This window comes from Pseudomonas sp. GD03903 (genome assembly GCF_029840045.1).
GTDB classification, from domain to species: domain Bacteria; phylum Pseudomonadota; class Gammaproteobacteria; order Pseudomonadales; family Pseudomonadaceae; genus Pseudomonas; species Pseudomonas pseudonitroreducens.
The window spans coordinates 14,241-40,984 of record NZ_JAOCBT010000013.1 but is presented as its reverse complement, the minus strand read 5'-3'; the positions used below and the strand labels follow the sequence as shown (position 1 = coordinate 40,984).

The 26,744-nt window shown below is 59.3% G+C and carries 20 protein-coding genes; 6 read left to right on the top strand and 14 right to left on the bottom strand.

Annotated features, from left to right (window positions below; genetic code table 11):
* Positions 1–25: 25 nt before the first annotated feature.
* On the top strand, positions 26–2,203 hold the full coding sequence (locus tag N5C91_RS20030) for an FUSC family protein (protein ID WP_279831498.1): 2,178 nt from the start codon (positions 26–28) through the stop codon (positions 2,201–2,203).
* Positions 2,204–2,762: 559 nt separating this feature from the next.
* Positions 2,763–3,026, top strand: coding sequence for a DUF2790 domain-containing protein (locus tag N5C91_RS20025; RefSeq protein ID WP_024766324.1), 264 nt, complete (start codon positions 2,763–2,765; stop codon positions 3,024–3,026).
* 58 nt (positions 3,027–3,084) lie between these two features.
* Here N5C91_RS20025 and N5C91_RS20020 read toward each other — a convergent pair whose 3' ends face one another.
* Positions 3,085–4,380 (bottom strand): phospholipase, encoded by a 1,296-nt coding sequence (locus tag N5C91_RS20020; protein ID WP_279831495.1) that lies wholly within the window; start codon positions 4,378–4,380, stop codon positions 3,085–3,087.
* Between the two features lie 221 nt (positions 4,381–4,601).
* Here N5C91_RS20020 and N5C91_RS20015 point away from each other — a divergent pair, with 221 nt between their 5' ends.
* Positions 4,602–6,266 carry an MFS transporter gene (locus N5C91_RS20015; RefSeq protein ID WP_236198492.1) on the top strand — a complete coding sequence of 555 codons (1,665 nt, stop codon included), beginning with the start codon at positions 4,602–4,604 and terminating at the stop codon, positions 6,264–6,266.
* Positions 6,267–6,326: 60 nt separating this feature from the next.
* Here the strand turns inward: N5C91_RS20015 and N5C91_RS20010 are convergent, their stop codons facing one another.
* Positions 6,327–7,664: a DEAD/DEAH box helicase gene (locus N5C91_RS20010; RefSeq protein ID WP_236173180.1), complete on the bottom strand. Its 1,338-nt coding sequence runs from the start codon at positions 7,662–7,664 to the stop codon at positions 6,327–6,329.
* Positions 7,665–7,835: 171 nt separating this feature from the next.
* Here N5C91_RS20010 and N5C91_RS20005 point away from each other — a divergent pair, with 171 nt between their 5' ends.
* The 3 genes from N5C91_RS20005 to N5C91_RS19995 all read left to right on the top strand — a co-directional run bounded on the left by N5C91_RS20005 (position 7,836) and on the right by N5C91_RS19995 (position 9,731).
* Entirely contained in the window at positions 7,836–8,381 is a 546-nt protein-coding gene (locus N5C91_RS20005) for a dihydrofolate reductase family protein (RefSeq protein WP_236173035.1), read from the top strand.
* Positions 8,378–8,782, top strand: a complete 405-nt coding sequence (locus N5C91_RS20000; RefSeq protein WP_236198491.1) for an NUDIX domain-containing protein — start codon at positions 8,378–8,380, stop codon at positions 8,780–8,782. The genes N5C91_RS20005 and N5C91_RS20000 overlap by 4 nt, the downstream gene beginning before the upstream one ends.
* A 343-nt stretch (positions 8,783–9,125) precedes the next feature.
* Positions 9,126–9,731, top strand: coding sequence for a C40 family peptidase (locus tag N5C91_RS19995; RefSeq protein WP_236198490.1), 606 nt, complete (start codon positions 9,126–9,128; stop codon positions 9,729–9,731).
* Positions 9,732–9,784: 53 nt separating this feature from the next.
* Here N5C91_RS19995 and rarD read toward each other — a convergent pair whose 3' ends face one another.
* From rarD to N5C91_RS19935, 12 genes are all read right to left on the bottom strand, one after another.
* A complete protein-coding gene (gene rarD, locus N5C91_RS19990) occupies positions 9,785–10,681 on the bottom strand; it encodes an EamA family transporter RarD (protein WP_279831490.1) in 897 nt (298 codons plus the stop codon).
* Entirely contained in the window at positions 10,678–11,547 is an 870-nt protein-coding gene (locus N5C91_RS19985) for a carboxylate/amino acid/amine transporter (protein ID WP_279831489.1), read from the bottom strand. The genes rarD and N5C91_RS19985 overlap by 4 nt, the downstream gene beginning before the upstream one ends.
* A 140-nt stretch (positions 11,548–11,687) precedes the next feature.
* Positions 11,688–13,370, bottom strand: a complete 1,683-nt coding sequence (gene rpsA / locus N5C91_RS19980) for a 30S ribosomal protein S1 (RefSeq protein ID WP_038803317.1) — start codon at positions 13,368–13,370, stop codon at positions 11,688–11,690.
* A gap of 332 nt (positions 13,371–13,702) precedes the next feature.
* Complete coding sequence (locus tag N5C91_RS19975; protein WP_279831487.1) at positions 13,703–15,010, bottom strand: hypothetical protein; 1,308 nt, start codon at positions 15,008–15,010, stop codon at positions 13,703–13,705.
* Positions 15,007–16,812 (bottom strand): glycosyltransferase family 4 protein, encoded by a 1,806-nt coding sequence (locus N5C91_RS19970; RefSeq protein ID WP_279831485.1) that lies wholly within the window; start codon positions 16,810–16,812, stop codon positions 15,007–15,009. Before N5C91_RS19970 ends, N5C91_RS19975 begins: the two co-directional genes overlap by 4 nt.
* Positions 16,809–18,017 (bottom strand): glycosyltransferase family A protein, encoded by a 1,209-nt coding sequence (locus N5C91_RS19965; RefSeq protein ID WP_279831483.1) that lies wholly within the window; start codon positions 18,015–18,017, stop codon positions 16,809–16,811. Before N5C91_RS19965 ends, N5C91_RS19970 begins: the two co-directional genes overlap by 4 nt.
* A 20-nt stretch (positions 18,018–18,037) precedes the next feature.
* A complete protein-coding gene (locus N5C91_RS19960) occupies positions 18,038–19,570 on the bottom strand; it encodes a glycosyltransferase family 4 protein (protein ID WP_279831481.1) in 1,533 nt (510 codons plus the stop codon).
* Between the two features lie 11 nt (positions 19,571–19,581).
* Positions 19,582–20,322 carry a glycosyltransferase gene (locus tag N5C91_RS19955; RefSeq protein WP_279831480.1) on the bottom strand — a complete coding sequence of 247 codons (741 nt, stop codon included), beginning with the start codon at positions 20,320–20,322 and terminating at the stop codon, positions 19,582–19,584.
* Between the two features lie 55 nt (positions 20,323–20,377).
* The gene (locus N5C91_RS19950) at positions 20,378–22,069 is read right to left on the bottom strand and encodes a sulfotransferase (protein WP_279831479.1); all 1,692 of its coding nucleotides are present in this window, start codon (positions 22,067–22,069) and stop codon (positions 20,378–20,380) included.
* Entirely contained in the window at positions 22,062–23,315 is a 1,254-nt protein-coding gene (locus N5C91_RS19945) for an ABC transporter ATP-binding protein (protein ID WP_279831478.1), read from the bottom strand. Before N5C91_RS19945 ends, N5C91_RS19950 begins: the two co-directional genes overlap by 8 nt.
* 21 nt (positions 23,316–23,336) lie before the next feature.
* Entirely contained in the window at positions 23,337–24,473 is a 1,137-nt protein-coding gene (locus tag N5C91_RS19940) for a glycosyltransferase family 4 protein (protein WP_279831477.1), read from the bottom strand.
* A gap of 108 nt (positions 24,474–24,581) precedes the next feature.
* The gene (locus N5C91_RS19935) at positions 24,582–26,402 is read right to left on the bottom strand and encodes a hypothetical protein (RefSeq protein WP_279831475.1); all 1,821 of its coding nucleotides are present in this window, start codon (positions 26,400–26,402) and stop codon (positions 24,582–24,584) included.
* Positions 26,403–26,744 lie beyond the last annotated feature (342 nt).

The window sequence follows — 26,744 nt, the reverse complement described above, 5'->3', positions numbered from 1 at the left end:
ACCACCGCCTGCCGAGATAAGCCTGATGAGCAGTCTGTCCGTGCGCCTGCCCAAGGCCGCCGCGGTGCGCTTCGCCCTGTCCGACTGGGCGCACACCGATGGCGTCACCTGGATGTTCATCCTCAAGACGCTGATCACCGCCTTCACGGCGTTGTGGCTGGCCTACCGTCTTGAACTGCCGCAGCCCAACACCGTGCTGGTCAGCGCTTTCATCGTGCTGCAGCCGCAGAGTGGCCAGGTACTGGCGAAGAGTTTCTACCGCATCCTCGGCACGCTGGCCGGGCTCACGGTGATGGTCACCTTCATCGCCCTGTTCGCCCAGGAGCGCGTGCTGTTCCTGCTCTGCGTGGCGATCTGGGTCGGCCTGTGTACTGCCGGTGCGGCACGCTATCGCGACTTCCGCGCCTACGCCTGCCTGCTCGCCGGCTATACCGCCGTGATGATCGGCATCCCCGCCACGCTACACCCCGAAGGCGCCTTCATGCAGGCGCTGTGGCGGGTGATCGAGATCACCCTGGGGATTCTCTGCACCGGCGTGGTCAGCGCCATCGTCCTGCCGCAGACCAGTACCGCCGCCCTGCGCAACGCGCTGAACACCCGCTTCGGTGACTTCGCCGGCCTCGCCAGCGCCGGCCTGAATGGCACGCTGGAGCGCGAGCGCTTCGAGCAGGCCAGTGCGCGCATCGCCGCCGAAGTGGTGGGCCTGGAAAGCCTGCGCAACGTCACCGCCTTCGAAGACCCGCACATGCGCCTGCGCAGCGGCCGCCTGGCACGACTGAACAGCGAGTTCATGCAGTTGACCACGCGCTTCCACGCCCTGCAGCGCCTGCTTGACCGCCTGCGCGCGCGACAGGCCAGCAACGTGCTGGAAGTGCTGATGCCGTGCCTGATCGATGTCAGCGAACTGCTCTCCAGCTGGCACGGCCGGCCGCTCAGCGAAGCGGACGCCGAGCGCCTGAGCGTGCAGCTGGAACTCTGCAAGCATCACCTGATGCCACGTATCCGCGAGGCTCGCGCCAGCCTCGGCCACACCTGCCCGCGGGAAGCCGACCAGCTGGATTTCGAGACCGCCGCCGAACTGCTGTTCCGCTTCGTCGACGACATGCACAACTACGCGCAGACCCACGCCTCGCTCGCCGCGCACAAGCACGAGCGCGAGCAGTGGAAGGAGCGCTTCACGCCCAAGGCCAACGCACTCGCCGCAGCGGTTGCGGGCTTTCGCTGCGCGCTGCTGGTGATCGTCGGCGGGGTGTTCTGGATCGAAACATCCTGGCTCAGTGGCGCCACCTTCGCGCTGACTTCGGTACTGATCGCCGCACTGTCCTCCGCCTCGCCCAATCCCAAGCGTCTGTCACTGCAACTGACCCTCGGCACGCTGCTCGGCGCCACGTTGGGCTTCATCCTGACCTTCCGCGTGCTGCCGCACATCGACGGCTTCCCGCTGCTGTGCTTCGTGCTCGCACCGGTGTTCACCCTGGGTGCCTTCCTGATCACCCGGCCGAAGTGGAGCGGCTACGGCGTCGGCCTGCTGGTGTGGTTCTGCATCGCCTCGCTGCCGGCCAACCTCGCGCGCTACGACGCCTACACCTTCATCAACGAATACCTGGCGATGCTGCTGTCCATGGGCATGGCGGTGGTCGCGGCGATCGTCATCCTGCCGCCGAACCGGCCATGGTTGTGGGAGCGTCTGGAAGCCGAGCTGCGCCTGCGCGTGGTACGGGTGATCAGCGATCCGCTGAAGGGCCTGTCGTCCAACTTCGAGAGTGGCACCCGTGATCTGCTCAATCAGGCCTACGGGTTATCCACAGGGCGACCTGACGTGCAGCGTCGCCTGTTGCGCTGGACTTTCCAGGTGCAGGAGATCGGCCTGTCGATCATCGAGTTGCGCCGCGAACAGGAAGCCCTGCCGAAAGAGCCCTGGTACGCCGAGCGCATGCCCTGGCGGCGGGCTATCCGCGCGCTGGGCCGAGCGCTGATCCGCTTGTTCATCCAGCCCAGCGAAAGCAACCGCCAGCGCGCGCTGGCTGCCGTGGAGCACGCGATCCACGCGACCCGCACTACCGACGATCGCCGCCCGCCGCACTTCGATTCCTCGCCCTTGCGCCGCGTGTGCAGCTACCTGCACTTCATCCGCACCTCGCTGCTCGACCCACAGTCGCCGCTGCGCGAACCGCACGGCACCGAACTTCAGATCGTTTCGTAGGAGCGGACTCCGTCCGCGATCGGCTGATCCAATCGCCAGGTTCAGCCTGAGAGCGGCATGCCAGACATCGCGGACGGAGTCCGCTCCTACGAGATACCTCTGCGCTAGGGCCATCCCTCACCCTAGCCCTCTCCCAAGGGGAGAGGGGACCGTTCGGTGCAGGATGAAACGTCGGCAACAGCCGGCACGGACGGCTCCCTCTCCCCCTGGGAGACGGCAGGGGTGAGGGGAACGCATCGGCACGGGCTTCCCGAGAAAGACTGTTGCTCCTACGCCCCCTGCAACTGCATCCCGAAATTGCCAGAACCTGCGACCACCCGCCGCAAGAACACCCCTGCAACCCGCGTCAATCCTGGATTGTTGCCTCTGAGTACGAAGTCTTGTTGGCGCCTGGATATATGACTCAGGTCAGGTAAATCCTATTATTTCCGTGCTGTTACAGCGCGCGCCGCAACACCACCCAAGACCCGTAATCAACCCCAACGATTCCCGACGCAGCCATCCGCTGAACGTCACGGACCCGTCACGTCCGGACACCGGGAACAAGGCAGGTAAATTCATGAAAGCTGTAGTCATCCTGGCCATGCTGGGCTTCTCTTCGCTCGCCCTGGCCGAGCAGGTGAACGCCGCCGACCAGGCGCCAAGCGCGGCCGTGGAGCAGTACACCTACGACATGAAACTGGACGTCGCCCACGTCATCTCGACCACCGACGTGTCCAACGAGTGCGGCATCGTGCCGGCGCGCATGACCTACGAAGATACCCAGGGTCAGCGCCACACCGTCGAATACCAAGTGTGGGGCAACGGCTGTTCCGGCGGCTAAGCGACTTGTGCAGTTGCGCCGGGGCCCACGCAGCCCCGGCTTGACTGCCAGCCCTGCCTTACGGCTGCAGCGCCGCTTTCGCAATATTGCGACTGTGTGCGCCGAAGTGCCGGATCAACTGCAGAATCTGCTCATCCAACGCCTCATCGTGCCGGAACGGTTCCGGTGAGTTCCCCGCGCTGAAATCCCCCGCTGGCGCCTTCTCGTTTTCCAGCCAATGGCCGATCGCCGCGTCGAACGCCGCCGCATGGGCATGGGACTCGCTCGCCACCACCTCGCGCAGATACTCCGTCGAATACGGTGGATAACCGCCATCGGTACTGACATCCGCATAGGCCGCCAGCAACGGCGACTGCCCGCCCAGGCGCAGCGTCTCGCGCAGCCAGTCCACCTGATAACGCTCGACGCCCGTATGCCGGTCCGCCACGCGCTGGATCGCTGCCTGCTTGTCGGCATCGAAACCGGCGATGGACTTGCCCGCCGTCCACAGCATGCTGGTGGTCGTCTCACCGGGCAGCGGCGTCGAGTGATACGGCTGGGTCATGTCCTGGATGTAATGCATCGCCCAGCCGAGGAAACGGTAGCCCCAGTACGGGTGGCCCTTGTCGAAGGCGAAGCGCGCCAGGCCGTAGAACTGGTAAGCGCGCCACTCCGGCCAATTGCGCTCCAGGTACGGCGCGCCGGTGAAGATGATCGCGTCCTCGTGGTAGAAGCCCATGTGGAACGGCGCCTGGGAGCTGAACTCATAGCGCGGGTCGCCGAACGGCTGAGTGCCGAAGCCATAACGCTGGCCAGCCTCGCCGGGGTTGTCGCTGAACAGGTTGATATCGTGGCCGAAGTCCGGCTCGTCGGCGGCGCTGGCCAGCACACCGATTGCGGGAATCTTCTCGCCCGCCTGCAGTTGCACGAAGCGCCACTGGTTCCAGCCGGACAGGTTGCGGAATACCAGCACCTCCGCCGGTTGCAGCGCGACGTGATTCGGCAGTTCGCCGCCGGGTGGCGGCTGCACCGCGGTGGCCAGCTTGATCTCGGGGTTCAGGCGCAGCGCCATGAGGAAGGCCTGGCGCAAGTCGTCGCGGCCGTCTTCGCTCAGGCGCAGGTCATCCGGGCGCGGCGGGTACTGGCGGAAGTGCTCGCGAGCGTAGGCTTCCTGCTCGTCCAGCAGCTTCACCAGGCCGGCGCGCTGCTGGCTGATGAAGCTTTCCAGCGGTTCGACCTCAACCTCGGGGGCCCGGGCAACCGCCGGTAATTGCTGCAGGGCGATATAGCTGCCCAGGGTGTGATTGGACCAGGCCCAGAGGCTTTGCGGCAGGGCCAGCAGGCCGGCCAGCAGGCAGGTGGAAAGTCGCTTCATCGGCTCTTCGCTCTTATTTGGCAGTGCAATGTGGAAAATTCCGACGCAGCCTAACAATCCAGAACCGCGCAGGCACTGTCGAAGCTTGCCAGCGCGTGTCACCGATAACGCCACGTCTGACCATCATCAATGGCGCATACCGACTCAGCCACTACACTTCCCCGGCATGGATAGGCACCGGTTCCACGCGCGTGCCAGCCACTCGAAATAAGGGCGTCCCCATGCTGCAGTCCGTTTCACCCAAGCAAGACCTCCCCCTCAAGCCCGATCCAGCAGAACCCCGCAGCGGCGTCCTCGCGCCCTTCAGCATCGCCGCGTTCCGCATCATCTGGATCTGCAACCTGTTCGCCAACCTGGGCACCTGGGCGCAATCGGTGGCCGCCGCCTGGGTCGTCACCGAGGCCCACGCGAGCCCGCTGATGGTGGCGATGATCCAGGTCGCCTCGGCGCTGCCGCTGGTGCTGCTGTCGATCATGTCCGGTGTGCTGGCCGACAACCACGACCGCCGCAAGATCATGCTGGTGGGCCTGACGGTGGAACTCTCCGGCGCCGCGCTGGTGACGGTGCTGGCGTTCATGGGCTATCTCGACCCGCTGATGCTGATCGTGTCGATCCTCTGGCTGTCGCTGGGCAGCTCGATCACCATTCCCGCCTGGCAGGCGGCGGTGAACGAGCAGGTGCCGCCGCGCATGCTCGGCGATGCGGTGCTGCTCAACAGCGTCAACTACAACGTCGCCCGCGCCGTCGGCCCGGCCATCGGCGGCCTGCTGCTGTCGGCCACCGGGGCCTCCTGGGTATTCCTGTTCAACTGCATCTGCTATGCCGCGCTGATCTGGGCGATCTGGCAGTGGCGCCGCGACGTGCCCAAGCGCACCCTGCCGCCGGAGCACATCTTCGAAGGCGTGATCGCCGCGCTGCGTTTCACCCAGTACTCCAGCGTCACTCGCCTGGTGATGCTGCGCTCAGCGGTCTTCGGCCTGTCGGCGAGCGCAGTCTGGGCTTTGCTGCCGCTGCTGGCACACCGCAACCCGGACGGCAGTGCCTCGGTGTACGGCTACATGCTCGGCGCCCTCGGGCTTGGCGCAATCGTCGCCAGCACGGTCGTGAGCAAGGCACGGCAATGGCTGGGCAGCAGCCGGCTGATCAGCTTCGCCGCCGCGACCCTGGCACTGGTCATGCTGACCCTGGGCTGGGTCGACAATCTGTGGGTGATCTTCCCCGCGCTGGTGCTCGGCGGCGCCTGCTGGATCGCCGCTGTCGCCACCTACAACTCGGCCGTGCAGATCCTCGTGCCCGACTGGGTCAAGGCGCGCGCCCTGGCGCTCTACCAGACGGCGATCTATGGCGGCCTGGCCGCCGGCTCCTTCCTCTGGGGCCACTTCGCCGAAACCATGGGCGTGCAAGGCGCGTTGATCGCCGCCGGCTGCCTGCTGCTGATCTCCGTGGCATTGCTCTACAACTCGCGCCTGCCGGAGCTCAACTCCGCCAGCATTGCTCGCGCACCGGGCGGCGTTCCGGGCCAGCCGACCTTCGTGTTCAACCCCGAGCGTGGCTCGGTGCTGGTCTCCATCGAGTACCGGATACCTGCCGAGCGCACCCGCGACTTTGTCCGCGCCGCCAAGCCACTGCGCCGCCTGCGCCTGCGCAACGGCGCGGAACGCTGGGCGCTGTACCGCGACGTGAGCAACCCCGAGATCTGGCAGGAACTGTTCCTGGTGGACAACTGGATCGGCCACCTGCGCATGCTCGACCGCCTCACCCTGGAGGACAAGACCATCATCGACAACGTGACCAGCCTCCACGACGGTGACGCGCCACCGGTGATTCGCCACGGAGTGAGTTACGAGTCGAGTAGCTACGAAGCGCCACCGGAAACACTGGGCTGACCGGCGCAGAAACAAAAACGCCTCTCGGTCAGGAGAGGCGTCTGGCGCGACGCGGAAGGCTTATTCCGCTGCCGGCTTCTTGCGCTTGAGCGGCGCCAGGCCATCCTGGCTCACGACCTTCGACGGGCCGGCCTTGGGGCGGGCGGCTGGCTTTTTCTTCGCTCCCGCCTTGCTGCCGGTCTTCTTCGCGTCATCCTTTTTCTTCTTGGTGCCGGCCGCCTTGCCGGACGCCTTGACCTTCTTCGGCCCCTTGTAGGTGGCCTTCAGCTCATTGATGACACGCAGCTCGAAGCGCAGCTTGAGGTAGCGCTCGATGCTCGACATCAGGTTCCAGTCGCCATGGCCGACCAGCGAGATCGCAGTGCCGCCGGCGCCCGCGCGACCAGTACGGCCAATGCGGTGCACGTACTCGTCGCCCCGACGCGGGATATCGAAGTTGATCACCAAATCCAGGCTGTCAACGTCCAGGCCACGGGCTGCCACGTCGGTGGCGACGAGGATTTTCACCGCGCCCTGCTTCAGGCGCTCGATGGCCAGCTTGCGGTCCTTCTGGTCCTTCTCGCCATGCAGCACGAAAACCTTGTGCCCGGCGGCGATCAGCCGGCCAGTCAGGCGGTCGGCGGCGACGCGGGTGTTGGTGAAGACAATGGCCTTCTCATAAGTCTCGTTGGTCAGCAGCCATTGCAGCAGCTGTTCCTTGTGGCCGACGTGGTCGGTCAGTATCACCTGCTGGCTGACATCTTCATTCAGCTCGCTGACGCGGTTGAGCTGCAGGAACTCGGGCTCGCGCAGGACCTTCTCAACCATCTCGTGCAGGCCGCTGCCAGTGGTGGCGGAGAACAGCAGGGTCTGGCGCTCGGCCGGGCACTGTGCGGCGAGCTTGAGGACGTCCTCGGAGAAGCCCATGTCGAGCATGCGGTCGGCTTCGTCGAGGATCAGTACTTCCACATCGCCCAGCGGCAGGTTGCCGGCGTTGAACTGCTCGTTCAGGCGGCCCGGTGTGCCGATGATGATTTCCGGGTTCTTGCGCAGGCGTGCGCCCTGCACCTTGAAATCTTCGCCGCCGGTGATCAGGCAAGCCTTGATGTAGGTGAACTGGGCGAAGCGCTCGACTTCCTTGAGAGTCTGCTGGGCCAGCTCACGGGTCGGCAGCAGGATCAGCGCGCGAGCGCCGCTCTTGGGCTTTTCCTCGGTGAGCAGGCGATGCAGCAGCGGCAGTACGAAAGCGGCGGTCTTGCCGCTGCCGGTCTGCGCCGTTACCCGCAGGTCGCGCCCCTCCAGGGCCTTCGGAATGGCCGCCGCCTGGACCGGGGTCGGCTCGGTGAAGGACAGAGAATCGAGCGCCTTCAGCAGGCGTTCGTGCAGGGCGAATTGGGAGAACAAGGCAGACCTCGATATCACGTAAAGACCAAATAGCTGCATAGCTTAATGTTTGCCGAGCCCGCGCGCTGGAAATATTGCCAGCCGCCTGCGCGCGGGCGGTGCCGCGTCAATAACCCGACAAACGTAGCGGCGCCCTTCGAAAGGCGATGCCATGCTCTGATGGGCCTGACAAAAAGGAGAAAACAGGTGCCATCGACTCTCATCTATTATGTGGCCGCCAGCCTTGACGGCTATATCGCACGCCCGGACGGCAGCGTGGACTGGCTCGAAGGTTATGGCAGCGAAACCGACGACCATGGCTACCACGCGTTCTACTCCAGCATCGACGGCCTGCTCATGGGCCGCGCCACGTACCTGTTCTGTCTGAAACAGGGGGAATGGCCCTATCCGGACAAGCCCGCGCTGGTGATGACCCGCTCCAACCACCTGCCCAAGGCCGCCCCTCAGGTGGAACTGGAACATTACGCGCCGGTGGACGCCCTGGCTTCGCTGGAGGCACGCGGCTGCGAGCGCATCTGGCTGGTCGGCGGAGGCAGCCTGGCGGGTAACTTCCTCGCAGGAGGCTTGCTCGACGAAGTGATCGTCAGCATCATTCCGCACCTGCTCGGTGCCGGCATTCCGCTGTTCAGCATCGGCCTCGAGCAACGCCTGCAGCTGCTGGAGCAGCGCAGCTTCCCTAGCGGCATCGTGCAGATGCGCTACCAGGTTCTGAAGGAAACGCCCTCGCCATGACCGCCACCATTCGTATCGCCGCCGCTTGTCTGCTGGATGACGCCGGACGCCTGCTACTGGTACGCAAGCGTGGCACCCAGGCGTTCATGCTGCCCGGCGGCAAGCACGAGCCCGGCGAAACCTCGGTCCAGGCCCTGCTGCGCGAACTGGGCGAAGAGCTCGACCTGCACCTGGCGACCGCTGCGCTGACTCCTCTGGGCCAGTTCCAGGCCAACGCCGCCAACGAACCGGACATGCGCGTGGACGCCGAGGTCTTCATCGCCGCCCTGCCCCACGCCGTCCAGCCTGCCGCCGAGCTGGAAGAGCTCGCCTGGCTGGACCCCACCGGCGATTACCCGCACAACCTTGCCCCGCTGCTGCGCGAGCAGGTTCTCCCCGCTCTGCTCGCCCACCTGCATTGACTCGCACGGCTCAATTACCTGCATTTCGTCGGGTTTTTCCTTAAGAAACCTTAAGCGCCTGGCTTTTGGCCATTAACCCGCCGGCTTTCCGTCGCGCGGCCGAAAGCCCCGTTTTATAGGGCTTCCGGCTATAAGGTCAGGCCGTGACTGATACGTCAGAGCACATGTCACGCAGCGTCCTACAAGTCACAGGGTATTTGTCAGAATCGACGGACGGTACGAACTGTCATGAAAAGTCGTTCAGAATGCGTGGAATTTTTGAGCGGACCAAAGGAAACCACGCCGATAACAATGGCGATCCAGCGGAGTCTGGGCGATATCAACCAGCAAGAAGACATGCCGAATGCGAAGTACCCTTTTGACATGCCTTTCCATAGGCTTGGCGACCCTGTTGGCCGCCACTGAGGCAACCGCCTCCTCCAAGATCACGCGCACCTATCAACCCGCACCGGTTGATCTGCGAGTCCCGGTCCAGGGCAGCGCCCTGCTGACCTTCAACGCCAAGCAGGTCAAGCCGACCAAGAGCGAGGCGCACCAGGTTACCCAGCGCGCCTACAGCATGATCGGCACGCCTTACCGCTGGGGCGGCACTTCGCCCAAGCGCGGCTTCGATTGCAGCGGCCTGGTGAACTACGTGTTCCAGAACGTCGACGAAGTCGACCTGCCGCGTACCGCGCAGCAGATGTACAGCATGCGCGGCAACTCGAAAGTGGCGCGTGGCGACCTGCAGCCCGGCGATCTGGTGTTCTTCCGCATCCACAACCGCCGCAATGTCGACCATGTCGGCATCTACGTCGGTGACAACCAGTTCGTCCATGCACCGCGCCGCGGCCAGAAGGTCCGGGTCTCCGACCTCGGAGGCGACTACTGGAAGAAGCACTACACCGCTGCCCGCCGCATCCTGCCGGAAACCCTGGCGAAAGCCGACGTCGGCGGCCGCTACGATTGATACTGAGCGCTCTCCGCAAGGAGAGCGCCTGTCCCTCGCCTCTCTCCCTTCGATTACAGGCCGCGACGCGCCTGCCGGCGCAAGAGTCGCGCGCTATCCCAACCGGTCAACAGCACGGCGATCCAGATCGGCCCGTAGGTCCAGATCTGCGCCGGGTTGAATGCCTCGCCGAGGAACAACACGGCAATGGCGAACAGCAGCACCGGCTCGACGTAGCTCAGAATCCCGAACAGCCCCATGGGCAACAATCGACTGGCCGCCATCATCGCACCGAACGCCAGCGCACTGATCAGCCCCAGCAACGGCAGCAGCGCCCACAGCCGGGGTACCTCCTCCAGCACCTTGCCGCTATCGGTCAGCCACAGCGCCGCCAGGGCGAACGGCAGCAGTACGATCATCTCGAAGACAAAGCCGGACAGCGAATCCACCGCCATCTTGCGGCGCAGCATGAAGTACGGCGGATAGCCCAGTGCGGTGATCAGGGTGAACCAGGAGAATGCACGGGTCAGCCACAGCTCATGCAGTACGCCCGCCAGCGCGAAGGCCACCGCGATGGCCTGCAAGGTGGTCAGGCGCTCGCCGTAGAACACCCGGCCGCAGAGCACCATGGTCAGCGGCAGCAGGAAATACCCCAGCGACAACTCCAGCGTGCGCCCGACCATCGGCGCCCAGATGAAAACACCCCACTGGATCAGCATCATCGCCGCCGTCAGCGGGAAGCAGGCCAGCAGCCAAGGTTCGCGCAGCAGGCGCCGACCCGCCTCGCGCAGCACGCCACCCTGGCGGGTGAACAGCACCAGCAGCAGAACCATCGGAATCGACCAGACCACCCGGTGGGCGATCACCTGGATGCTGGTCAGCGGCTCCAGCGAATGGATGTAACCCGGCAGGGTCACGAAAAGCACGGAGGACGCCAGGGACAGCGCTACGCCACGTCCGGAGATATTCATGCGAAACGCTCCTTGCGACGGTGCAGGCCAAAACGATTGACGCCCAGCGACGCGACGATCACCACGCCGCCCAGCGCCAGGCGCGGCAAGTCGGCAGCCTCGTTCCAGATCAGCAGGTTGATCAGCAGGCCCACCGGCACATGCAGGTTGTTCATCACCGCCAGGGTGCCTGCATCCACCATAGTGCCGCCCTTGTTCCACCAGAACTGCCCCAGCGCAGTGGCCAGCAGGCCCATCCACACCAGCACTCCCCATTGCAGGTCAGTGGACGGCAGCTTCTGCGGATTGCCGAACAGCAGCCAGCCCGGCAGCGCGATCAGCAGCGCGCCAACAAAGAAGTAACCGAAACGGCGGTATTGCGGGATGTCCGAGGGATAGCTCCGCACCAGGTGCTTGTAGAACACCTGCCCCGCCGCGAAGGTCGCGTTGGCCACCTGCAGCAGGAGGAAGCCCTGGATGTAGTCGCCACTGACCCCGTCGTAACGGATGATCCCGGCGCCCAGCACCGCCACGGCGGCCGCCAGCAGCGCCCAGGCATTGAAGCGGCGGTTCAGCGCATCGTCGATCAGCGCCACATGCAGCGGCGTCAGCACGGTGAACAGCAGCACTTCCGGCACCGTCAGCACACGGAAGCTCTGGTAAAGGCAGACGTAGGTAATGCCGAACTGCAGCGCGCCCGCCAGCATCACCCCCGCGATGAAGCGCGGATCGACACCGCGCCAGCGGGTCAGCGGCAGGAACACCAGGCCAGCCAGCACCACGCGGGTCAGCACAGCGAAATAGCTGTCGACCTGCCCGGCGAGGTATTCGCCGATCAGGCTGAAGGAGAACGCCCAGAGGACGGTAACGAAAAGCAGGTAAGGCATGGAAAAGACGACCGGAACGGGGCAGGCAACATAGCGCCAGTCTCAACGCAGGAAAAGCGCTGCGCGCCCGCGCCCTGCGAAAGGCGGAAACGAAAAAGGGCGACCGAAGTCGCCCTTTTCCTTGGATGGTGAATCAGGGATTAGCCCTGGTTCTCCATCTGAGCACGGATCAGATCACCGATGGTGGTCGGACCAGTCGCTTCTACGTCTTGCTTGTGACGCAGTTCTTTCATCGCATCTTTCTCGTCATCAACGTCTTTCGACTTGATGGAGAGGGAGATGACGCGGCTCTTACGGTCGATGCTGATGATCTTGGCTTCGACTTCTTCGCCTTCTTTCAGAACGTTGCGAGCGTCTTCAACGCGGTCACGGCTGATTTCGGAGGCTTTCAGGATGCCTTCGATTTCGCCGCCCAGGCTGATGACAGCGCCTTTGGCGTCCACTTCTTTCACGGTGCCGCGAACGATGGTGCCTTTCTCGTTGAGCGAGGCGTAGTTGGAGAACGGATCGTCTTCCAGCTGCTTGATGCCCAGGGAAATGCGCTCACGCTCCGGATCAACGGAGAGGATGACGGTTTCCAGCTCGTCGCCCTTCTTGAAGCGGCGAACGGCTTCTTCGCCAACTTCGTTCCAGGAGATGTCGGACAGGTGAACCAGACCGTCGATGCCGCCTTCCAGGCCGATGAAGATACCGAAATCGGTGATCGACTTGATGGTGCCGGAGATCTTGTCGCCCTTGTTGAAGCGGCTGGAGAAGTCTTCCCACGGGTTCGACTTGCACTGCTTGATGCCCAGGGAAATACGACGACGCTCTTCGTCGATGTCCAGAACCTGAACTTCCACTTCGTCGCCAACCTGAACGACTTTCGACGGGTGGATGTTCTTGTTGGTCCAGTCCATTTCGGAGACGTGTACCAGGCCTTCCACGCCCTCTTCCAGCTCGGCGAAGCAGCCGTAGTCGGTGAGGTTGGTGACGCGCGCGGTAACGCGGGTGCCTTCCGGGTAACGGGCTTTGATGGCAACCCATGGGTCTTCGCCCAGTTGCTTCAGGCCCAGGGATACGCGGTTGCGCTCGCGGTCGAACTTCAGAACCTTGACATCGATCTCGTCGCCAACGTTGACGATTTCCGACGGATGCTTGATACGCTTCCAGGCCATGTCGGTGATGTGCAGCAGACCATCGACGCCGCCCAGGTCAACGAACGCACCGTAGTCGGTGAGGTTCTTGACGATACCTTTGACCTGCTGGCCTTCCTGCAGGGATTCCAGCAGAGCTTCGCGCTCGGCGCTGTTCTCGGCTTCCAGCACGCTGCGGCGGGAAACGACAACGTTGTTGCGCTTCTGGTCCAGCTTGATGACCTTGAACTCGAGCTCTTTGCCTTCCAGGTGAGTGGTGTCACGCACCGGACGCACGTCGACCAGCGAACCCGGCAGGAACGCGCGGATGCCGTTGACGTCGACGGTGAAGCCACCCTTGACCTTGCCGTTGATGACGCCTTTGACCACTTCGTCGGCAGAGAAAGCAGCTTCCAGAACGATCCAGCTCTCGGCACGCTTGGCTTTTTCGCGGGACAGCTTGGTTTCACCAAAGCCGTCTTCTACCGCGTCCAGCGCGACGTGGACTTCGTCACCCACATTGATGGTCAGTTCGCCCTGTTCGTTGTAGAACTGCTCGACCGGGATGACGCCCTCGGATTTCAGACCGGCATGGACGGTGACCCAGTCACCATCGATGTCGACCACGATGCCGGTGATGATTGCACCCGGCTGCATGTCGAGGGATTTCAGACTTTCTTCAAAGAGTTCTGCGAAGCTTTCGCTCATGTCTATACCTGTAGTCAAAGGCTTGTAAGCCCGATTCCGCGCCACCAGCAGACACGGTCAAGTGATGAAAAAGAAGCCAGCAGGATCAAGACTGGTATCCCGCCGGCCCCCTGTTGCACCCGCCGAAACGGATGCTCCACATTCAGATTTTGAGGGAACGCTTCGCCCAACATGGACGAAACCCTCCCGATATAAGGTCTGGAATGGTAGCAACGGATGCAGCCTGCGTCAATTGGACTGACCTGGCCATCAGATCGGCGTAGAGCCTAGAAATCTGCTTGCCCGCCCCTGACGAAAGATCGAGCAAGGCGCGAATGTGTCGCCAGCCATCGTTAGCTGCCTGCCAGGAGCCCTCTACACCAGCGCAGCGGCCTGGTGAGGCGCCAGGAAAGACTACCCTGCAATTGGCACAGCAATTGATCGCGCTGATCAATCTCTGCTTGCAGGCGTTGCAGCTGGATCAACGCATGATCTCGCTGGAGAATCTCTGCCTGTAATTGTCCGTCAAACCAGACTTGGTTGGCGCGCCGCTGCTCTTCTCCTGACTGGACAGTGTTTTCCAGCGTCGAAATCCACGCCAGTAACTCCGCCTCGCGCGCAGCGAACGAGGTCTCCTGCCCATGCAAATGGTCTCGCTGCCTAACCTGCTCATTGAGCCGTGCCTGTTCCACATCCCGGACTGTGGACTCCAGCGATGCAATCCAGGTTGACAACTGCTTCTCGCGATGAACCGAATACTTCTGAGTTGCCTCCAAATGTTGAGCCCCGCGCCACAACTCAACATCCAACTCGCCACATCGACGCAGCAGTGGCCAGATATCAGCGAATGCGCCATTGGCCTGCCGAATCTCCGCCAGCGCAATCTCCGACGAAGTTGAGTACTTGTCCTGAGACAGGCACTTGAGCATGCCATACAGTCTGATCAGAGCAGGAAAGCCATCTTCGTGCTGTAACAGGTCAGCGTCGCTGAAACGGGAATGGCGCAGGTCTTCGGACAATATCCCACGCACGAATCCTTCAAACCTGCGGTCGTCAAAATCAAGACGCAACCGTTCCGACAACCGCAGCAGGGCCTCACGGGGTTCGTCCATGAAGGCATCGTAATCGACAACGACCATTTCTCGGGGAGCGGCATAGTGAAGGCCTTGGACCATGTGCTCATACCAGAGAAGCAGGCTCTTGCTCGTGGGGAAGGCATCACGTTTGCCCAGAGATGCCGCAACACTCAGTGGATTGCGAAGTGGAAGCACGAAAGCGACTTCAACGCCCATCTCGCCCAGAGCTTCTCCCCACAACGCAATCAACCGCGGCATTCGAGGGTCCTTGAGGCCGAATAGGGGCGCCTCATCCAGTCGAGCCCTGAGCAGTGTCTTCATTCTGCGATACATGGCCGGGTAATCGGGGCTACCACGAACCTTCTCCAGGTCGAAACCGAGCGCCGAAGAGAGGCTTCCTCCCATGACGAACAAACGCTCGTTCAGCTCAACGAAATCCTCGTCCTCCCAGAAACCTTTCGGATTGTCATCCCGTGGCCCCAACAGCCGATGACCAAAATGGACTCCGAGGCACTCCAGCGCTGCCGATAAAACGCTGGTACCTGACCGGTGCATGCCCAACACAACAATGACGCGCTCTCTCATTGCGAATCCTTTCTCAACCGATACCTTCCGATGCCCCATACAGCGGCATAGAGCACAGCCTTCAGTACCAGCGACAACGACCGACCGATTACCGGCAGGCTTGTCAGTTGCTGCCGACCGGAACTCTCCAGCAGGCGAAACACCGTCCATTGCCACTGCAGACGAATCAGTCCTCCGACTGGATGCGCCTGGCGGATGCTTACTCGCTGGTGAGGTTTGAAGTCCAGCTCGCAGAGCAACTCTCCCAGGTGCCGCGAAAAGCCTGCCGCGTTGAAATGACGGCGAACGCGCATGCGTGCTTGCACGCCCATTCTTCGGAGCTCTTGCGGATTAGCCAGAAGCCGCTGAATGGCCTCGATGTAAACATCCTCTTTTCCCGGCTCGACGAGGTAGCCACAGTCGTCGCTGACCAACTCGGCCTGCCCTCCGACATTCGACGCCAGTACCGCCAGCCCGCAAGCCATTGCCTCATACAACACCAATGCGATGCCCTCCGCTTCGGAAGGCATGAAGAGCAGATCAGCGGCCTGAAACGCCAGCCTCAATCCGTCTTCGTCCTGCCATCCCAAGTAGTGCACCCGATGCTGCAGACCCAGTGCCTGCACCTTGCGGCGCAAGGCTGGTGCCAACTCGCCATCTCCGGCCACTAACACCATGAACTCCTGGCCCGTTTCGGCTAGCGCACCAAGGCTTCGCACAAGGATATCTGGCCGCTTCTGCTGGCAAAGACGCCCAGCAAAAACAATCACGGGCATATGTTCAGGGATGCCATGGCGCTCACGAAATTGCCTCCGTCTCTTCAGGCAAGGCGCCCAACGCGAAGTGTCGGCAAACCAATGAAGCGTATGCACTTTTTCCGCTTCTACGCCCCGGGCCACCAGCCAATCCCGCAAGTGATCGGAGACTACCCAGTGCCGATCCACGCAGTTCCGCGAGCGCACAGCCAGTCCAGGGTAGCCGCCGGCGGCCCAGGCCTCCTCCATATGATTCAATAGAACTATTGGCAACTGTGGATACGCCTCCCGAAGCAGAGGCAACGCGTCATAGGCCAAGCGGCAATTCGATGAAATCAGCAAGTCGGAGCGGCGGGAGGCCAGGCAATCGAGCAGAAACTCCACCGCCGTTTCTGCTCGGATGAAATCCGGCAGAATAAGTACATCATTCGTCAATTCCCGGAAGAATGCCTGCCAAGCGTGACGAGCCTCCAGGGTAGCCACCACACAAACGCGCCACCCTCGATCTACCAGATCCCGCATGATGTCGAGGTTGCAGCGATCCGCTCCGCCCGGCTCCAGCCACGGGAGCAAAAAGAGGACCGCACGTCCGCGTTGATCCTGAGCCAGAGCCTGCGGGCCAGGAATACCTCTCCCGCGTGACCAATAGACACCCGCTCGAGGTCGCCGGCGCAAGGCCTGAAGCCGGGGCCCATGACGACTGTCCCGTGAATAAGCGACAAAACGAGCCTTGGAATAACTACGCAGGCACCAGCGCACCTTCTCCAGGGCGCAGTGATCGTCCACCACTCGCGGATCGTCCAAGCGAATCCAAGCGACACAGCGCTCGTCCTGCAGCCACGGTCTTGCTTCTTCCACGCTCTCCAGGCACCGGATACGTCTGTCCCGCCCCATACCTGCCGGGATACGGGGGCGCACTATCAACCAAAGCCACGTCTGTTCCGTTTGTGACCACAGCGACTTGGCCAGGGAAGACAGCTCCTCATCACTGCCCCCAACGCTGATTAGGGCCAGCAGAGGAAGCTCGCTCGCTTCACAGAGCCCCGTGGAGCACAGGCTGTCGTTCATGACAGTAAACAGGGATGGTAAATTGCCTCGCCTCGGGTACGTCGGAAGTTCTCGACGAACGCCGGCCATTGCCCTTTGTCTAGCAACATCGGCAGGCGATACACGATGATCGCCAAGGAACCCAGCCAATCAGGCAACGGCTCCTTGTACTCGACCACCACCTGCAGCGACGGCCCAGTCAAGCCCTGCATGACCGATGTAATTTTCTCGCGACATGACCGCGCATCGGCGGGTGAGCGCAGGTGAATCCATAGGAACCTGGCAGGGTGGCCATATTGACCAGGCTCGGCCAGGTTCAAGAATGGATCAACGACGATCCGCTGCCGATAGCTCTCTCTCAAGCGACGGCGCAAGAGCGAATTGGCAAAGAAATCCGGATGTTCCCGACTCAATTCGTGGTAGGCACGCAATCCACGACCATTGACGGCGCGCGCACGCCCAGCGAGGTGTCGGCGGTAATAGAACAGGGGTTCAGCGAGTACTTTTCCACGCGTCCCGATTCTTGCCAGGCGTATCCAGAAGTCCCAGTCCTCGTGCTGCTCGCGATGGATTGAATATCCACCAACTGCCTGCCAATCGTCGCGGTGATAAACAGCAGATGCGCCCAGATGGTTGATGAATCGAAGCAGCTCAACGTTCAGATCACGTGTCTTGGCCAAGCGGCATTCATCACCGAACAACTGCATCCAGCTGTGCACCAGGCGCGTCCCGCTATCCGCCTCAAGAACTATCACGCACTTTTCCAGGTAATCCGGAGCCAGTAGGTCATCAGCATCCAGGCAACAGATATAGCGCCCCTTTGCCACTGCTATACCGGCATTGCGAGCAACACCCGGTCCCGAGTTGCCTTGACGAACGACCCTAAGGCCCGCCCAGCGCGCCAATCGTCGAATTACACGCAGCGTACGGGGATCATCGGAACCATCGTCGACCAGGATGAGCTCGATATCTTGCAACGTCTGCCGGCGCACACTACGCAGCGCCTGCGGAAGGAATCGACCGTAGTTGAAGCAGGGCACGATCACGGATACGAGAGGCATCGCCGCTGGCCAGCGAATCGCAACGGCAGACTCCCGCCGCGGGATGATCTCGGGCCCAGCCAACAGTCGGCCAACGACTTTGCGGGCCGAGTCGCCCAGCATTCGAGGCAACCAAGGTCGCACCTGGAAAGCGATATCCAGGGACAGCCGACGCAAAGAAGCCATTAGAGAGAGCACCACCGTCATCAACTCAGGGACAGCGCACCGCCATCCTCGATCGGCCAATAGCCGGGGATGGAAAGCACTCCTTCGTGGAAGTTTTCCCAGGCATGTCGATGGCGGACTACATCCTGAGCATGGGTGACACGCCGCATGGCCTCGACTGGATCAGCCAACACCTCTCGAATGCGGGCAACATAGGCAGCGCAATCGGCCCCAGGAGATAATGGGAATCCCGTCCTCGAATCAATCAACTCGCCCACCCCGCCCACTGTCTCGGCGACCACAGGCAGGCCTGCCACTGTGGCTTCCAACAGTACATTGGGCAGACCATCGTACGCAGACGTATAGAGAAACAGTCCCCAATTGCCACGCGCGGCGAGCTCCGTAAAAGAGTCGAAGCTGCCTCCCAACCTCACGTTGGCCAAGCTTGCGAGGTGGCGCAAGGTGTCCGATGAGCAACTGGAATCAGCTTCGCCGAAGATTTCGAACATCACATCAGGCAAGGCGCACGCAATCTCCAGCAGCAATTCTGGCCGTTTCTGGGCAGTCACTCGACTGGCCCAAAGAACCTTTTGGCCCCCCGTCGTAGAACAAGCAATCGGAGGCAAGCTGGGGAAATAGAGCGCGTGCATTCGCTCTGCCGGCAGGCCATCGCGACGTTGAATTTCTATCAGAAACTGTCGATTATCCGAAACGATGGCGGAGAGGTACTGCCAGACGCGCGGCAAATATTCCGTGGAATAACTGCAACGCACGCCATAAGAATTGATATCGTCGCAATACACACTGGCAAACAGCTGGATGCCTTCGCTGACGAGCGACCGTCCGAACAACTCAAATAGCTGCCAACCTAGTTCGGAATTGATCAGATGCAGCCTGCGGGCAGTACTTTGCAGCAACAACCGCAACAGTATCAGCCGGCGATCTTCCTCGCTCACATACCGGGTCAATTGACCGAACTCTACTACACGAGCCTGTTTGGGAATTCGATCACGCCAGGCCGACTTCACGTCGCGCGTGATAACCACCGTCACTCGCAGCCCCGCCTCGCAACACAGGTTCAAGTGATGCAATGTGCCCAGATCTGCTCCGCCTCGCATCAGATGGGGAATCAAAAAGACGATCTGAGGCTTCCAGGATAGGAAGTCGCCAAGCATCTCCTGATACAGTTGCGCGGGATACGGATCCGCCGGAGGGATCCAGCAATGGAAATCAGCGAGCAACTCCGGCGACGGGTGGATAGCCGGCTCTATCGCGGAAAGATCTCGCATTTCCGCAACAATCCAGTCTGGAAGGACAGTCGCCGATGACGGGATCGGGGCGGGTACTGACGAAAGGCTCGTCTCTACCGGAGCAAGACGGAATCGAATTCGCTCGCAAACTCGCATCAAGAGCTGCAGGTGCCGCTCGCTCATGCGGCCGCGCAACAAACTGATGCAGCGCTGGTATGGATGCCGCGCGCGCAAAATGATTCGCGCCATCAGTTGGGATTTCAAAGTGGGAAAGGAATGCCACCAAGATAATTTAGCGACAACGTTCTTCTGCTTTTCACTCACGGGAACGACGCTCACTTGCGAGAAGAGTACGGACAGGTCGCAAAGAACCGCCCAGGACGCAGAACAGCTTGGCGAGCATTCATATCGACCAGCATCGAATCTCGCTTGCGGCGATAAAAGAAAGCGGTTTCAGTAGCAATGGTGTGGTTTCGCCCCGATGCGATGATCTCCAGCCCCCAATGCCAATCCTCATAGCCAAATCCAGTTTCACGAACGCGGGTGGTTTGATAAGGAATCTCAAGGAAGACCGATCGGCGAGCAAAGACTGCGGACCCCCAGGGGTGGGCCTTGAAGCAGTTCGCGGTATCGTAGTTATCCGTCAGTTGGTCCACCGCTCGCGCCAGCACTCGAACAGCACCGTGACTGACAATGTACTCAGGATGAACCACCACTTGGTCGCCCCAGGATTGGGCAACTTGCATGGCAGAGGTGAGCCAGTTGGCACTGCAATAGTCGTCGCCATCCAGGAACCCCACATAACTGCCCTGCGCACTCTCGGCCCCGGCATTGCGTGACAACCCCAGATCGGCAAAATGCACGTCCAGCACTCGATCTCCGCTGAGAAGCGCAGGATGCGCCCTGACCATCCGCGTAGTCTCGGCGTCAGCGCAATCCAGTACCGCGATCAATTGCACGCGGACTCCAAACCGGCAGGAATGCTCTCGCATTCTCTGTGCGCCCCACAGGCTCCACTGGGCAAGCACACCTTCGGCGTGGAAGTTCATCACCAAACTCAAGTCGAAGACAGACATCTCATTCGTCCCAAGCTTGCTGCGTAATGGTTTTCGGCTGCATCGAGTAGCCTCTCTATAGAACGTACTGGAAGCGCTCGGCCACTTCGCAGACAACACTGGATATCAAATCACGCTCTTCGTCAGTCAATTCAGCTGCCGAGGTTATTGGAGACAACTCAGGCAATGGCCGGCCCTCCACCAGGCGGTTTGCCATTTCCCGCGGTGAGCTGATCAAGTCTTCGTAGCGCATCCAGCGCAAATCCCGTGCGTCCAAAAGCTGCCAAGCGAGGTAGCGCCACCAAAGTGCTCGGCGTAATGCCGGAGACTCTGTGCTGACAATTTCCAGCAGGGACTTCCGCTGCCATCCTGCCAACGCAGGATCGTCGGGATGTGCAATGGCCTGTGCCTCCACCGACGCCACGCGCAGATGCTCGAACGTTCGAGACCAGGATGTCAGGCTGTCGTAGGGGTGGCGTATCAATCCGATGCAACGTACCCAGGGCATCGTTCGTTGAATGGCTGGAAGCCGGGACAGATAGGCCAAGGTGTTCTTCGTGCCCAACATGAACCTAGGGCTTTGCGCTTCCGCCAAATAGGGAGTAGCAATATCGCCACCCAAGGCAGTGTCCTCAAGGATGCGCCCGCCATTGTGCTTATTGAGGATCGGCCTGCCGTTGCGAATTTCCCGTCGAAGTTCTTCATACATTCGAGGGATCCCCCACGGCAAAACGCTCTCTCCCAATGCAGAGAATACTTGGGGCGGCTCATTCACGATGACGGTATCCGGCCGCTCGGATAACAATCGACACAGGTAACTAGTCCCACTACGTGGCAGGCCAGTGATTAGAACATCCTGTGCGGATTGTCCCTCGCTGCCGGAATCAGCCTCAAGAATCGCACGCCCTGCGGCGCTGCTATGCAGCACCTCATCCAACTCAGGCCAGCGCTGTCGCAACTCATCAATTAACTCCATTAGAACCACCTCGCGCGGCAGGACCGCCAGTTCGTGGTAATGGCAGAATAATTGATCCGCCCCACAACGCAGGGGTTTTAGATGCGCGGGGAAATTGAAACGCTCGGTCAGGACCTTTACTTGGCGCCCCTGCGACTGCAGGGCCACCGGAAGCGCCAACTGGTCAAGCCAGGGCCATTTATGTTCAATCTCAGAGGCACTGGCAATCAGCTTGGCAATTGCCAACCATTGCGCCGCAAAACTCGCAGCCTGACGCATCCAGATGAACCCGGCATTGAAGTAGGGAAGCATCAATTCGGACGTACAACTGGTCAATACCCGCTTCACGGGAGGTTGAAGTCCCGCCAGTCTATATAGCGGTTCCCAATAGTCCACATCAGTCGGAATCAGCGCGACATCCGCTGGTTTGAGTGCAGCATCAAAGCGACGGAGCCAATCCAGATCCGGCATTCCTAGGCATAAGATGTCACTATCCAGGAATATAGTGCCGCCCTGATCCCCACCCAACTCCAAGGCAGAAAACTTATTACCGATAGGATAGGCTTTACCAAAAGGGTTAACAATCTCACGCAGCTCGACATCTAGCCGCTCATATAACCGATAAGTAGATTTGCTTATCTCCCCCCAAATATCCGCAGGGGTAGCCAATGCCGCTACAATTCTTATCCGCCCACCCATCCTTGCGCGCAGCGAGGCCGCCAGCAATGCAGCTTTGGTTTCGAGCTCTCCGCCATGAACAACAAAAATTACGCTGATATCGTCCGAAGACCCTAAAGAATACTTCTTACGCATGGTCGGAGACTGCCTCTATCCGGCCATGTAAATTTACGACCGCGTCGAATTGCTTCTTATCTCGAAAAACAGAAAAACCAGCCGCATTAACTTTTTTGTCGAGCATTCTAAATATATTGGGAGAGAAAGCATCATCCAGGCGCACAGCCAATGCATAATCTCCCGCCTGCAAATCAGCGACGAAACTAAAGCAGGCGTGAATATTTCCATCACGATCACGAGAAAGTTCTTCATCGTGATGATGATTATTGAAAGCAAACAAGTTATAGCCTCGAAGATCACGAACAACAACAGTCACGCAGGGCTTCGAAATATCCGAACCGACTTGGGCATGGACGCCCACATAGATACGCGTACCGCCATTGAATACGGTTCCGTCGCTATGATTGCCACCCAATGTGGTACCAAGAATCCTGCCCGCCCCCGGAGCAACATCGGAGCCTTCCTCTTCGATGGAAAACGTCGACGCCTTGACATCCGAAACATCTGAAGTCACCTTTCCGCACAGGGAGTCCTTCTGATACATCTCGCAGGCGGTTTCGCAGTCCCCATCAAAGACAATAGACCCTTGGCGCAAATAGATAGCACGAGTGCAATAGCTCTTTATCAACTGAGCATCGTGCGAAACCAGCAAAACGGTTACACCTTTTTTAAGTAAATCGTCCAGACGGCTAAGACACTTGAACTGAAATGCAGAGTCACCAACAGACAATGCCTCGTCGACAATTAGAACATCTGCATCGATATGAGCATTAATCGCAAATCCTAGCCGCACGATCATGCCACTGGAGTAATTCTTCATGGGCTGATCAATGAAATCACCAATATCAGCAAATTCGATGATTGCATCTATTCGCTCAGAAATTTCCGAGGCACGCATGCCTAGAAGGCGAGCGTTGAATTCAATATTGCTTCGACCAGTCTCTTCGAAATCAAATCCAGTCCCGAGTTCCAGAAGTGCCGCCACCTTTCCGTGAACCTCAACATTCCCGCTAGAAGGGGGCATGATTCCCGAGACGATTTGCAACAGCGTCGATTTACCCGAGCCGTTTCGCCCAATAACCCCAACAACTTCACCACGCGCAATAGTTAGGCTGACATCGCGCAGTGCCAGAAACTCACGACGCGGTTGATAGAGACCTCGGGTCAAGGCATTCAGGAAACGCTGTGACGGCGATTCGTAAATCGGAAAGCCTCTTTCCAAATTGCGAACCTCTATTACCGAGCGACTGTCAATAACGCGCATGAAACATCCTCGCAACGCGCATTACATACTCGCCACAATCTGTCTGTTTATTTTATGAACATTGAAACGAGACTCTGCCAGCAGGCGACTCTCCAGCCCCATCTTAAAAATAATAACCGGTTCCAGGATAAAGCGCTCCATTGCATTGGCAAGGCTAACCGGATCACGGATCGGAACCAGAAACCCATTACGACCGTCTTCTATGGTTTCGCGACATCCCACCCAGTTGGTAGTAATAATGGGAAGTCCGGTTGCCATTGCCTCTTGAATGCTTCGCGGCAGCCCCTCACGATAAAATGAGGGAAGAACAAACACACTCGCCCTCGCCAGCCAATGGCGAACGTCATTCACATGGCCAACCCACTGAATCAACCCTTCACGCTCCCACCCTATTACTGCATCACGCCGAATAGAGCCCGGGTTCAGATCAACATCACCGACTACGACAAACCTAACCTGAGAGTTGTACTTTAGCCTGACTTTTCGTGCCGCTTCTATGAAGTCACAAATACCTTTCTCTTTAAGCAAACGCCCCATAAATACAAAAGTTATCGGATTTACGAGCGGCCTAACCGCACAATACCGCTGCAGATCCACCCCAATTCCGGGCAGCAATTTCACTTTATCCGCCTGCACCAGTCCACCATGAACAAACAGCTTATAGTCATCTTGATTGAGCAAAAAAACTCTATGAGAATAACGCAGACTCAGCCAATACAAGCGACCAACGATAAGTCTAAGGAATTTTTTTCTAAGCGTTCTTAGTGAGTCATCAGAGAACACATAGCCCGCGCCCTCAATCATCGAATAAATACGAGGAACCCGTACCACGCGCGCGGCAATCCCCGCATAGATAACAGGCTTAGCGAAGTAGCTAAGAACCGCATCAACTTGAAGTGAGCGAAAAATTCTTCCGAGATCCCACATGACTTTTAGTGCAGATAAAGGATTTATTGCAACTCGATCGATGCAAAAAACTACAGGAACACCGCCCAAGCCGCGTATGGCCCGCTCTGTTGACTCATCATAGTCAGGGGCCAAGGCAAAAACTTGCACCCCACGCCGAACAAGAAAGCTGATCAAATCGCCGCGAAAATTAATCAGAGAGAATGCCTGAGTGGAGACAATAGCCAACTTCTTGAAACTGACAGAAGGCACTAACCTAACCTCGACACTCCGAGTGTCAAATCATCAAAAAACCACAACGAACTATTTACCAAAAAAAACAAGAGGGGGGATCACCCCCCTCTTGAATTACACCATCAATTAATTACGGTTGTTACCTGCCTCGTGATTGATAATGGTAGACGGCCCACCATCACCATTGAAGTTACCCTGTGTAGTTGCAGTCATATTGTTCAGAGTGCCATTAGCGGTACGAATCAGCCCCAGAGCTTCGCAAGTGGGGAATTCGCCTTCCAGTACCAAACGAGAGCGACCGCCAACACCATTCCAGTCGTCGCCATTCACGCCGAACGCGCTAGCCACTTCCTTCACGCTATATACACCAGTCTCGTGAGCTTTCAGGGCCGATTTGCCCATAGAGTCAGTGAGGTAAGCACTGCCAGTAGCGGGATAACGCTTGCCATTCTGATCGAAGAGAACGCCGCGAACTTTCCCGTTACGACCGTCATCGCTGGTGTTGGTCAGGCGAATGTAGAACTGGTCCTGGTTGTTGCCGGCAGGCAAATTGAACAGACTTGCAACACAACTGCTTTTCCAGAAGTGGTCAATCTGGCCGCCGTTGATCAGGCGGTTGACATAGCGAACGTTGCCGAAGTTGACCGAAAGCGGTCCGACAGCGAAGGTTTGCTGAGCCGCCATCGCCTTAGCTCCACTTGCAATGGCGCAGATGTTGTAAGTCTGGTTGACATCTTCGTTGCGTAGACTGATCGCGAGTTTCGCAACGCCATCTGTGCCCGCTTTCTTCGCGATGGCCGCAGCATCCCATGCATACACTGCGGCAGACGTGCCGGTCGCATAATCGGAGCATGAGCCATTAACTAGGCCAATTGAATCCAGTCCGGTGAAATTACCTGAAATATAGCTTTCTATCTGGTCACTGCCGTTGAAGCCGAAAACGTTACGGCCGTCTTCGTTCAGTACATCAGTGTTGACACCGAGACGAACGGAACCCAGACGCTGATAGTTGGCTCCGTAATTTGTATCATCACTGCCAGCCGATTGAGCGGTGACTTTTGGATCGAATGTTTTATCCTGGTTAGCCAGATCCAGGGAGTTAAGTACCTGATAGGAGCCCCACTGATTGGTGTTCATTACATCCCAGTACACCGCCGGTAGCGATGTGAACACCATGAAGGGAGTAGCAGAATCATTGTTGGCGGAGCTCAGAGCATTCGCACCGGTCGTGGTATCCAGCTGAGCAGAAACGGTTACCTGGAAGCGGCGCTCGTTAAGTGGATCAACCAGCAACGATACGGGCCGGCTCGATTGTCCGACAAAAGTTGCATCGCCCTGAAGCGGAGCACGCAAGTGGTCAACCTTGGCGGGAGCGGTACTGGCGGAACCTACAGTTCGGAAGAGGAAGTGAACCACACCGGACGACGGGTTTGCCGCAGTTGCCTTGGCAATCTCTGCCGCACCTGCAGCATCCAGAGTCAAGCTGAGGGTGTTAACCCCGATACCGCTGGTGATAGCGAAGCCCGTCCCCGCAGCCAACGATCCGATCTGGATCTGGTTAGGAGAAATCTGGTTAGCGAATTGGGCAACGGTACGGTCCAGCGTCAGCTTGATGGTGTGGCCTACCGCAGCCTTCATCGCTTTGGACGGATCGATGGCGTAGTCCAGGTCCGGCAGGTCGAACTGAGTGGTTTCGGACAGATTGCCGAAGATTTCCTGGGCAATGGTGATGTTGGCTGCACGACTGGCGTAATTCGCACCAGTCTCCAGGCTCACACCTGCAAGATAGTTGGCCTGCCCCGGGGCAAACTGATTATCAGCACCCGGTGAGTTCACCGGAACAGATTCGTTCGAGCTCGCCGGACTGATGCTTACTACCCCTGCATTTGCAAAGCCTGCGAAAAGGGCAGAGGTAATCGCGGCACCGAGCAGTGTTTTCTTCAACATGAGTTATTAACTCCTAATTTTTCGACTAGTCATTTTGATTTTCTGTCTATTAGCTGAACCAATAGACGCAAGCCAACTTTAGAGATCAGCGCCGAAATGATGAGGATTCATCAACACTCATTACCAGCAGCCAAGTTCGACAGTAGTTGGCCAACAACCCTACCGTTCAAACCTCATCGTCGGACATTCTTTTAGTTACCCTTCTCGATAGGATCGAGCCAGGGCAAGGAAACCACCAAGAGTGATTTCTAATTAAATTTATACCGCCACCGTTGCGCACTAGACAATACAGGCAAGCCATATCATTCAGGAAAGACACAAATAAAGAAAAAACCCTCATCG